Genomic DNA, 9,852 nt, shown 5'->3' on the forward strand with positions numbered 1-9,852 from the left:
GCTAATAATGTCTATTAGCCCTTTTAATTAGCTTAGCGTTAGATTTATCTCTGCTGCGCTCAATAAACTCAAATCCAGATAGCTGCCGAGACAGCGGCGTTCGCTCAGCGGATATGCCGTAAGATCGGTAAGATGAGGAATCACCCCCAACAACGGCGCGTTGATCATCCGTATTAATGTGGCCCTATATTCAGCTTGTCGCCCGCCCGCCGGTATCACCTCATTAGCCACCCACCCCGCCAGCGTTAGCCCGGCTTGCCGGATAGCTAAAGCGGTCAGCAATGCGTGATTAATACAGCCTAATTTGATGCCGACCACCATAATTACCGGTAATTGCTCCTGCCGGACCCAATCCGCGAAAGTCACCCGTGATGACAGTGGGGTAAACCAGCCGCCAGCCCCTTCAATGAGTATCCACTCAGCTAAATGCTCAAGCTGACGTAGACCTTGCGACAAAACAGACAGATGAATTTCTCGCCCTACACTTTCGCTGGCGATGTGCGGTGAGGTGGCTTCGAGAAACGTGAGCGGATTCACCTGTGAATAATCAAGCGCCTCACTGCTGTTTGCCTGTAAGGCCAAAGCATCGCTGTTACGCATTCCGTCAGCCGTCATTTGGCTGCCAGAAGCGACCGGCTTATAACCCGCAGTACGATACCCCTCCTGGGCTGCGGCTTGCAATAATGCACAACTGGCGACGGTCTTGCCGACATCGGTGTCAGTGCCGGTGATAAACCAACGTTTAATCACGATAGATAACTCCGTAGACCAAATGATAACTCAGCGGATAATAACCAGACTGGGTGTTGTAAGCCCGTTGCAGTGCCGACAGACGCTGACGGCCACTTAATCCGGCCTGGCGTCCATGATGTAAATGCGTGGCACCAATGCTTTGCAGCGAGCGCATAAGGGTAATTACGTCCGGAAACTGCTGTTGATACCACTGCGGTGTCAGGGAGTGGCGATAGCCCTGACAGGCCGCACTGATATGCTGAAAGGGAAGAAAATCATTCACATGGCGTTTGCCATCCACCTGCTGCCACGCCTGCCCCAACTCGTCAAGCGAACCGCCAGCTAAGGTAGAAAACAGAATAATTCCACCAGCGCGAGTCACCCGATATAGCTCCGCCAGTGCCACAGATAAATCCGCACACCACTGCACCGCCAGATTGCTGAAGCAAATATCAACGGATTGATCAGCCAGCGGAATATTTTCAATATCAGCCAGCAGATAGTCGTCGGCTGCCCGCTGTTGACGAGCGTGATCCAACATACCGGCGGCAAAATCCAGTGCCATCACCTGCTTGCCCAACTCCCGCCAACGGCGACTGAAATAGCCGGTACCGCATCCGGCATCCAGCAGCGCAACGCCGGAATGTTGATAGCCAAGCGCCAGTAAGGTATCACCGGTTTTACGCTGTAAATCTGCCGCCATGTCGTAACTGCCAGCAGCCCGACTGAATGCAGCGGCAATAGCCGATTTATTAACGAAACTCGGTTTACTAGCAACGATCTGTTTTTCAACCAAAAGTAACTGCGGATTTTCAGTGGCAAACGCCATAAAGCCCCTCCAACAACCGGTCAATATCATCACTCTGATGAGCGGCACTCAAGGTAATACGCAATCTGGCCCCCCTCGGTGGCACGGTCGGTGGGCGCATGGCGGTTACCCATAAACCCGCAGCACGCAATTGCTCCGCCAAAACCAATGTTTGCTGGTTGCCCCCCACCAACAGCGGCTGAATAGCCGTTTCAGAAACACCTAATTGCAGCGATAAATCTGCCGCACCACAACGAAATTGCGCAATACGTTGCTGAAGCCGCTGACGTAAATCATCACCTTGCTGAATACGGACTAATGCGACTTGCAGAGCACAAGCCTGCGCCGGAGGCATCGACGTGCTGTAAATCAGGTGGCGGGCGTATTGCAGCAAGTACTCGGCAGCTGGCTCCTGACACAATACCGCAGCACCGCTTAAGCCAAATGCTTTGCCAAAAGTGACCACCAGTAGTTCGGGTTTCACCCCTTGCTGCTCACAACTGCCACGCCCTTCCTCGCCGCAAACACCAATGCCGTGTGCATCATCTACCAGCAACCAGCCACCGGCAGCCGCGGTCTTTTGCTGTAACGCAACCAGAGGAGCACTGTCACCATCCATGCTAAACACCCCCTCGGTCACCACCAAGGTCTGGCCCGAGCAAGGCTTATCCAGCAGATTTTGTAGCGAATCAGGTTGATTATGGGCAAAACGTCGTAGCTGAGCCGGCGAGTGCGCTGCCGCTTCCAGCAAAGAGGCATGGCTGAGTTTATCGGCCAATATCCGGTCATCTGCCTCGGTTAACGCCGCCAACACCGCCTGATTGGCAGCGTAGCCGGAGATAAACAACAATGCGCGCGGGTAGCCTAGCCAGTCAGCCAATTGTTGTTCTAATCGGGCGTGGGGTTGGCTATAGCCAGTAACATGACCAGAACCACCACTGCCGACACCATAGCGTTGCGCCCCCTGCTGCCAGGCGGCAATCACATCAGGATCCTGACTTAGCCCCAAATAATCATTACTGGAGAAGTTGAGATATTGGCGTTCGCCGGACTGCAACCAGCGCCCGCAGGCCCCCTCATTCACCTGACGGGTCCGGTAGGCCGAGGCGTCGCGCCGCTGTTGCAGCCCCAGTGCTATCCTACGTTGCCAGCTCATCAGACTACCGCGTTATAAAATTGAACACGCTCGCCAGGCAATGAATCACCGTGTAATAGTTGATCGGCCAGCAATTGATCGGCTAATACTTGCTGCCGCTGACGATCCCCGTGTTCGGTGGCCGTCTGCTGTGGATTCAGCCCCAACTTGCGGAACAGTTGCAGATCGTGATCCTCTTCCGGATTAGGCGTCGTCAGCAATTTACAGCCGTAGAAAATGGAATTAGCCCCCGCCATAAAGCACATCGCCTGCGTTTGCTCATTCATTTGCTCGCGACCGGCAGATAACCGCACGTAAGAAGTCGGCATCATGATACGGGCCACCGCAATGGTGCGGATAAACTCAAAAGCATCCACATCTTCGTTATTTTCCAATGGGGTACCTTTCACCTTAACCAACATATTGATCGGCACACTTTCAGGTGGCTTGGGTAAATTCGCCAGTTGTACCAGTAATCCGGCCCTGTCACGCACGGTTTCCCCCAGCCCGACAATCCCGCCGGAACACACTTTGATACCGGCATCACGCACTTCGCTTAAAGTGTCCAGCCGCTCTTGATAGCTGCGCGTGGTAATAATGCTGCCGTAGAATTCCGGCGAGGTATCCAGATTGTGGTTGTAATAATCCAGCCCCGCCTCTGCCAGCCGGTGAGCTTGCTGTTTATCCAGCATCCCTAGCGTCATACAGGTTTCCAGGCCCATGGCCTTAACACCCTCGACCATTTTCTCCAAATAGGGCATGTCCCGCTCATGAGGATTCTTCCACGCGGCTCCCATACAAAAACGGGTTGAACCGGCTGTTTTGGCTTTTTTTGCTGATTCCAACACCTGCTCAACCTGCATTAGGCGCTCACTGTCTAACCCGGTTTTGTAACGCGAACTCTGCGGGCAATATTTGCAGTCCTCCGGGCAGGCACCGGTTTTAATCGATAACAAGGTACTCACTTGCACCTGAAGCGGATCAAAATTCTGGCGATGAATACACTGTGCTTCAAACAATAAATCCAGCAGTGGTTTTTCAAACAGGGCCAGGGCTTGCCCGACTGTCCAGCGAATATAATTTGCCATTGTGGCTTCTCCAATGAAGAGAAAAAAGTTTCGTCAGTGTAAATAAACTCGCTATACTGTCAACCATTCTTGTAATGAATTGGTTTACCATAGATTCTAATGACACCTTCTGACCTGACTTTTGATCAACACCATATCTGGCACCCCTACACCTCGATGACGGCCCCTCTTCCCTGTTATCCGGTGGTTGCCGCCGCCGGTGTTGAACTACAACTGGCAGATGGTCGGCGTCTGATCGACGGGATGTCATCGTGGTGGGCGGCTATTCATGGTTATAACCATCCGGCACTGAATCAGGCGGTGCATCAGCAGTTGGATAAAATGTCACATGTGATGTTTGGCGGAATTACCCATCCCCCCGCAGTGGATCTCTGCAAACAGCTCATCGCCATGACGCCACCCGCCTTAGAATGTGTATTTTTAGCGGATTCAGGCTCGGTGGCGGTAGAAGTTGCGCTGAAAATGGCACTGCAATACTGGCAAGCTAAAGGGCAACCCCGGCAACGAATACTGACGTTACGCCATGGCTACCATGGTGATACTTTCGGCGCGATGTCAGTTTGTGATCCTCAGAATTCAATGCACAATTTGTATCAGGGTTATTTAGCCGAAAATCTGTTTGCCACTGCACCACAATGCCGCTTCGACAGCGCGTGGGATCCTGAAGATATCGCTGATTTTGCCGCGCTGATGGCGCAACACTCAGGTGAGATTGCGGCCGTGATCCTCGAGCCGATAGTACAAGGCGCTGGCGGGATGAGAATTTATCACCCCGCCTATCTACGTGAGGTCAGAGCGCTGTGCTCTCAGCATCAAATTTTGTTGATTGCCGATGAAATCGCCACCGGTTTTGGCCGCACCGGAAAACTTTTTGCCTGCGAACACGCGCAAGTCGTGCCCGATATTCTCTGCCTGGGTAAGGCGCTCACCGGCGGTTATCTGACCTTATCTGCCACACTGACCACCCGCAAAGTCGCAGAAACCATCAGTAACGGTGATGCCAAGTGCTTTATGCATGGCCCGACCTTTATGGCAAATCCATTAGCCTGCGCGGTGGCTGCAGCCAACCTGAGTTTATTGGCAGAAAATTATTGGCAACAACAGGTTGCTGCTATAGAAAATCAATTGAAACACGCTTTGCTGCCACTGATAGAGCACAGCACAGTGGCTGATGTACGGGTGTTGGGGGCCATCGGGGTGGTGGAAATGAAAGAACCGGTTAATGTTGCTGATTTACAACGTAGTTTTGTCGAACACGGGGTGTGGATCAGGCCCTTTGGTAAACTGATTTACCTGATGCCACCTTATATTATCTCGCCACCAGCATTGGCCCAACTGACCGATGCCGTCGCGTCTGCGGTGGTGAGCCGCCTTTAGCTTTACGCCAAGACTTGCAGGCCAGAACTTTGATTGCTACTTGATATGAAAACGGCCCTTTCGGGCCGTTTACTGAATCATTTATGCGCTTGGCATACCGATACTGACCCACATTGGGCCTTTCCCTACCGGATAACGATTTAGCGCTGTCAGTTCGCCGCTATTCTGATCGATACGATACACTTCAATATGATCAGATTTCTGGCCGGAGGAAATCAGGAAGTTGCCGCTGTGGTCAATATTAAAACCGCGCGGTTGCGCTTCCGTCAGATGATGCCCTACCAACGCAATTTCACGTCCATCTTCAGATACACTGAAAATACCCAGCAGATTGGCAGTGCGATCACTGATATACAAATGGCGACCATTTGGCGTGATATGGATATCAGCCGCCCAACAGGTACCGGTAAAATCAGCAGGCATGGCATCCAATGTCTGCACTAATTGGTATTCCTGCCCGTTATTGCTGATTTGATACACATCTACTGAACTATTCAGCTCGTTCACGCAATAAGCGACTCGCTGATTCGGGTGGAACGCCATATGACGCGGCCCCGCCCCTGCGGCAACCCGAACATCTGCCTGCGCATGTGGTGTCAATTTTCCCTCAATACTCAAATCAAATAACCGCACGTTGTCTTCTTTCAGGCACGGCACCAATAAGATCTGGTTAGTCGGGTCAATATTCGCCGAGTGGGGTGCGGGCAAATCATTCAGTTGCTGAATAGGGGCCTGTACGACACCATGCTCATCAATTGGGCTGACGCTGACACAATTGAAACTGTAAGAAGCAGAGAACAGGAAACGGCCTTGTAAATCAGTGCCAATATGGGTTGGGCTACCCGGTAGGGGGGCCATACCGGCAGCAGTCAATGTGCCATCGTCGCTAATGTTGTAGCTGATAATACCAAATTCAGGGCGCACCCCGACATACAGATGGCGCTGATTTGGGTTGATTGTCATCGGCTGCACCTGACCCGGTACTGCCACCGTTTGCAGTAACGTTAATGCACCGGCGGGATCTAATTGCCAGACATGAATTTGTTGACTGTCTGGGCTTGCTACGTAAACCACTTGCTTCATCTCTACTCCTTAGTCGAACCTGTTGGGCAATACTGTTTCGCCGAGTTTGTCTGACTCACCAAATTCGACCTCAACCAAATATCAATTAGTAACGGGCTATTTTAGCTTAGCTTACCTGACAATGCTGACATAACAACTGGCAGACCTCGCGCGGTTTACATCTTATCCTGCTTATTGTTAGCTGATTATGCTACCCACTCCCAAGCCTGGTTTAATCAATCCACTATCCGGTGTACCATCAGAAAATAATATTCAAACATACTATTTATACCTTTTAATAAAACTGGGGCTGCCATGACATATCGCATAATTGCACTGGATCTGGACGGAACACTACTGGACCACAAGAAACGTATTCTGCCTGAATCCTTGTCCGCACTGGCACAAGCACGTGCTGAAGGCATTCAAGTGGTGGTGGTCACTGGCCGCCATCATGTTGCTATTCACCCGTTTTATCAGGTATTAGAACTGGATACTCCCGCCATTTGCTGTAACGGCACCTATCTCTATGATTATCATGCTAAAAAAGTGCTGGATTCAAACCCATTGCAACCTCAGCAAGCTGTTCAGGTGTTGCAGTTGCTGGAACAAAGCGGTATCCACGGGCTGATGTATGTCGATGACGCCATGCTTTACCAGCAAACCAGCGGGCATGTAGTTCGCTCCCTCGGTTGGGCCGAGTCATTACCCCCGGCCCAGCGCCCAACACTGCTCCAGGTCGATAGCTTGTTCGATGCCGCCCACCGTGCTAGCGCCATTTGGAAATTTGCGACTTCCCACGCAGATATCGAGCAACTAAAAGCATTTGCAACCCGGGTTGAAGATGAGATGGGACTGGCCTGCGAATGGTCATGGCATGATCAGGTGGATATCGCGCAGACGGGCAACAGCAAAGGGAAGCGCCTACAGCAATGGGTTGAATCTCAAGGGGTGGCGATGGGCAACAGCGCTGATGCCATCAAGCAACGGGCTGATCTGGTCATTGCCGATAACGAACAGCCGGGCATTGCCGCAGTTATCCGTCAGCATGTATTGGCTTGATAGTTAAGCCGAAAAAAACGCCTTGGTGGCGGGCGCTTCAGACTGCTGACAAAGTTAAATGAAGGAGGATCGTGCCGTTGGGGTCGTAGTGGCGTAAGCCACCGGAGTGCCCCTAGGTGCGGTAAATCCTTCACTCACAGGGCGATAAATAGCTTTGTCATTAACCTCAAACGCCTCGATGACTGGCAGATTAACCTATTGATAATACTTAATTTTTACGATTAAACGACACGCTTTTTATCTGCGCGTAAACCCACTGACCGGGTTTCAGACCTAGCTCATCTCGCGCCCAGGGGGTAATCCGCGCCCATAGCCATTGATCGCCAACCGCCAGTTTGACATCAATCTGCCCATCAATTTCAAGGCATTCGCTTATTTTTACCGGCAAAATATTGCGGATACTGCTGCTTTGCGGCGGCTGCAATACCAGAGAGACATCCGCCGCGTTAATCCGGATACGCATTGAGTTACCCTCTTGCCCATCCAGCTTACCCACCCACAACCGCTGATCACCTAACGCCAATGCCGTCATCGCATAACGGTCATGGTGACCAATCACACTCACCCGCAATATGCTGCTTGGTTCTTCCCGCTGTAACCACGGACGCAGTGCACTGCTGGCCCACACGTCCTCCAGCCCACCGACGGCCCGAACTTTACCGGCATCCATCACCACCACGTGATCCGCCAGACGCAAAATCTCGTCCATGCTGTGGCTGACATACAATATCGGGGTGTTGACATCTTGCGCCAACCGCTCCAGATAAGGCAGCAGTTCACGTTTACGCGGCAAATCCAGTGAGGCCAATGGCTCATCCATCAACAGCAATTCAGGGGCGGTCAATAAGGCACGACCAATAGCAACACGCTGTTTCTCACCACCAGACAGGGTCAGTGGAAAACGGCTTAATAACGGCTCGATGCCAAGCAGGCCGACAATAGTATCGAACTGCCCGCACATTGATTGGGCCATGCCGTACTGCAAGTTACCCCGCACCCGATAATGGGGGAATAAGCGCGCATCTTGAAACACATAGCCGACTTTGCGTTTTTCCGGCGGTAGATAGATTTTACGCTCTGCATCCACTAGCACCCGGCCATTGAGCACCACTCGGCCTTGCTGCGGGCGGGTCAGGCCACCAATCACATTGATCAACGAGGTTTTACCGGCACCCGACAAACCAAAAATCGCGGTAATACCCTGCGCCGGTAAATCCGTGGCAACGTGCAGATGTAAATCGCCCAGTTGTTGACTGAAATCCAGCTCTAGCATGGGACCCCCATGCGCTTTTTACCCCAGCGGGCCAGCCACTCGGATAGCAGCAATGAAACCAACGACAGAATAATGGCGATGACGCACAAGCGCGCAGCAGCGGCTTCAGCGCCGGGAGTTTCAATCAATGTGTACATTGCCAGTGGAATAGTGCGGGTTTGGCCGGGGATGTTGGAAACGAAGGTGATAGTCGCACCGAATTCCCCCAAAGAACGGGCAAACGACAGAACCGTACCGGCAATCACGCCGGGTAAAGAAAGCGGCAGCGTAATGGTGAAGAACACTCGCCACGGGTTCGCGCCCAGCGTCCGAGCCGCCAGTTCCAGACGGGTATCGACCGCTTCCAGCGCCAGCCGGATCGCCCTGACCATCAGCGGGAAGGCAACCACCGCCGAGGCCAACGCCGCGCCGCGCCAACTAAAACTGAAATTGATACCAAACCAGCTATAAAGCCACTCACCGATAAAACCACGCCGGCCCATACTGACCAGCAACAAATAGCCAATCACCACCGGCGGCAGCACCAGTGGCAAGTGAATAATACTGTCTAACAACGATTTCCCAGGGAAACGGCAACGCACTAAAATCCATGCCATTAAAATGCCTAATGGCAAACTGCACACCACCGCCACCGAGGAAACCTTCAGACTAAGAATAATTGCCTGCCACTCATACTCGCTCAGAATAGCCATAAGTGTAATTAACCCATTGAATTTTATGTTATTTTTGTTTGTATGTTGTATTTTTTATCCGGTTCGTTATCCGGTTTATTGTTCACTGCTAAGGTTTGAGTGTATCCACCAGTGCAGATCATTATAAAAGGATAGGAGTTGAAGTGAAGAAGTAAATATTTGGTATCTTATCGATCGGTGTTCGTAAAAACAGATTGAACTCCCCAATCAAAATACTGTATAAATAACCAGTTAGTTAATGAGGTGCAAAATCATGAAAGTTGAACTGGTTTACGATAAGCGAAATGTAAAAGATATACCGGGTGCCAATGACTTGATCCTGGCTGAACTAACCAAGCGCGTGCATCGCATCTTCCCTAAAGCTGAGGTCAAAGTTAAGCCTATGCAAGCGAACGGCATCAACACGGACGCGAGTAAAAGTGAGAAGGCCACCCTCAATCGACTGGTTGAAGAGATGTTTGATGAGGCTGAATACTGGCTGGTTATCGATATTTAACTGAGGGGGATTTATGCTGCGTATCGAAGTGACGATAGACAAGCTGAACGCGAAGAGTTTTCCGGTTGGCTACACCAATGCACTTACGGAAGAATTGACGAATCGCCTCAGTCGTAAGTTTGGCGAG

At 51.5% G+C, this 9,852-nt stretch carries 10 protein-coding genes; 3 read left to right on the forward strand and 7 right to left on the reverse strand.

The window, feature by feature from the left end; genetic code table 11:
• Window positions 1–27 precede the first annotated feature (27 nt).
• Genes bioD through bioB form a run of 4 tightly spaced genes read right to left on the reverse strand, consistent with a single transcriptional unit; the run spans window position 28 to window position 3,763 of the window.
• Window positions 28–750 (reverse strand): dethiobiotin synthase, encoded by a 723-nt coding sequence (gene bioD, locus AEP37_RS17015; protein WP_049614478.1) that lies wholly within the window; start codon window positions 748–750, stop codon window positions 28–30.
• Window positions 743–1,561 carry a malonyl-ACP O-methyltransferase BioC gene (bioC, locus tag AEP37_RS17020; protein ID WP_049614479.1) on the reverse strand — a complete coding sequence of 273 codons (819 nt, stop codon included), beginning with the start codon at window positions 1,559–1,561 and terminating at the stop codon, window positions 743–745. The genes bioD and bioC overlap by 8 nt, the downstream gene beginning before the upstream one ends.
• Complete coding sequence (gene bioF / locus AEP37_RS17025; RefSeq protein WP_049614480.1) at window positions 1,545–2,696, reverse strand: 8-amino-7-oxononanoate synthase; 1,152 nt, start codon at window positions 2,694–2,696, stop codon at window positions 1,545–1,547. The genes bioC and bioF overlap by 17 nt, the downstream gene beginning before the upstream one ends.
• Entirely contained in the window at window positions 2,696–3,763 is a 1,068-nt protein-coding gene (gene bioB, locus AEP37_RS17030) for a biotin synthase BioB (protein WP_049614481.1), read from the reverse strand. Before bioB ends, bioF begins: the two co-directional genes overlap by 1 nt.
• A 99-nt stretch (window positions 3,764–3,862) precedes the next feature.
• On the opposite strand from bioB, the gene bioA reads away from it, so the two are divergent.
• Window positions 3,863–5,140, forward strand: coding sequence for an adenosylmethionine--8-amino-7-oxononanoate transaminase (gene bioA / locus AEP37_RS17035; RefSeq protein ID WP_049614482.1), 1,278 nt, complete (start codon window positions 3,863–3,865; stop codon window positions 5,138–5,140).
• Between the two features lie 81 nt (window positions 5,141–5,221).
• Here bioA and pgl read toward each other — a convergent pair whose 3' ends face one another.
• Window positions 5,222–6,223: a 6-phosphogluconolactonase gene (gene pgl / locus AEP37_RS17040; protein WP_049614483.1), complete on the reverse strand. Its 1,002-nt coding sequence runs from the start codon at window positions 6,221–6,223 to the stop codon at window positions 5,222–5,224.
• A gap of 294 nt (window positions 6,224–6,517) precedes the next feature.
• On the opposite strand from pgl, the gene AEP37_RS17045 reads away from it, so the two are divergent.
• Window positions 6,518–7,264 (forward strand): pyridoxal phosphatase, encoded by a 747-nt coding sequence (locus AEP37_RS17045; protein WP_049614484.1) that lies wholly within the window; start codon window positions 6,518–6,520, stop codon window positions 7,262–7,264.
• 208 nt (window positions 7,265–7,472) lie between these two features.
• Here the strand turns inward: AEP37_RS17045 and modC are convergent, their stop codons facing one another.
• Window positions 7,473–8,537 (reverse strand): molybdenum ABC transporter ATP-binding protein ModC, encoded by a 1,065-nt coding sequence (modC, locus tag AEP37_RS17050; RefSeq protein ID WP_049614485.1) that lies wholly within the window; start codon window positions 8,535–8,537, stop codon window positions 7,473–7,475.
• A complete protein-coding gene (gene modB / locus AEP37_RS17055; protein ID WP_049614486.1) occupies window positions 8,531–9,229 on the reverse strand; it encodes a molybdate ABC transporter permease subunit in 699 nt (232 codons plus the stop codon). Before modB ends, modC begins: the two co-directional genes overlap by 7 nt.
• Window positions 9,230–9,482: 253 nt before the next feature.
• Between modB and AEP37_RS17060 the strand changes: the two genes are divergently transcribed.
• Complete coding sequence (locus tag AEP37_RS17060; RefSeq protein WP_049614487.1) at window positions 9,483–9,725, forward strand: DinI-like family protein; 243 nt, start codon at window positions 9,483–9,485, stop codon at window positions 9,723–9,725.
• The last annotated feature ends 127 nt before the right edge of the window (window positions 9,726–9,852 follow it).

The organism is Yersinia pekkanenii (assembly GCF_001152565.1).
Classification (GTDB): domain Bacteria; phylum Pseudomonadota; class Gammaproteobacteria; order Enterobacterales; family Enterobacteriaceae; genus Yersinia; species Yersinia pekkanenii.

Bases quoted from the DNA above. Each gene is read 5' to 3' on its own strand.
- bioC (WP_049614479.1), bottom strand. From the start codon at position 1,561: ATGGCGTTTGCCACTGAAAATCCGCAGTTACTTTTGGTTGAAAAACAG.
- bioF (WP_049614480.1), bottom strand. From the start codon at position 2,696: ATGAGCTGGCAACGTAGGATAGCACTGGGGCTGCAACAGCGGCGCGAC.
- bioB (WP_049614481.1), bottom strand. From the start codon at position 3,763: ATGGCAAATTATATTCGCTGGACAGTCGGGCAAGCCCTGGCCCTGTTT.
- bioA (WP_049614482.1), top strand. From the start codon at position 3,863: ATGACACCTTCTGACCTGACTTTTGATCAACACCATATCTGGCACCCC.
- pgl (WP_049614483.1), bottom strand. From the start codon at position 6,223: ATGAAGCAAGTGGTTTACGTAGCAAGCCCAGACAGTCAACAAATTCAT.
- AEP37_RS17045 (WP_049614484.1), top strand. From the start codon at position 6,518: ATGACATATCGCATAATTGCACTGGATCTGGACGGAACACTACTGGAC.
- modC (WP_049614485.1), bottom strand. From the start codon at position 8,537: ATGCTAGAGCTGGATTTCAGTCAACAACTGGGCGATTTACATCTGCAC.
- modB (WP_049614486.1), bottom strand. From the start codon at position 9,229: ATGGCTATTCTGAGCGAGTATGAGTGGCAGGCAATTATTCTTAGTCTG.
- AEP37_RS17060 (WP_049614487.1), top strand. From the start codon at position 9,483: ATGAAAGTTGAACTGGTTTACGATAAGCGAAATGTAAAAGATATACCG.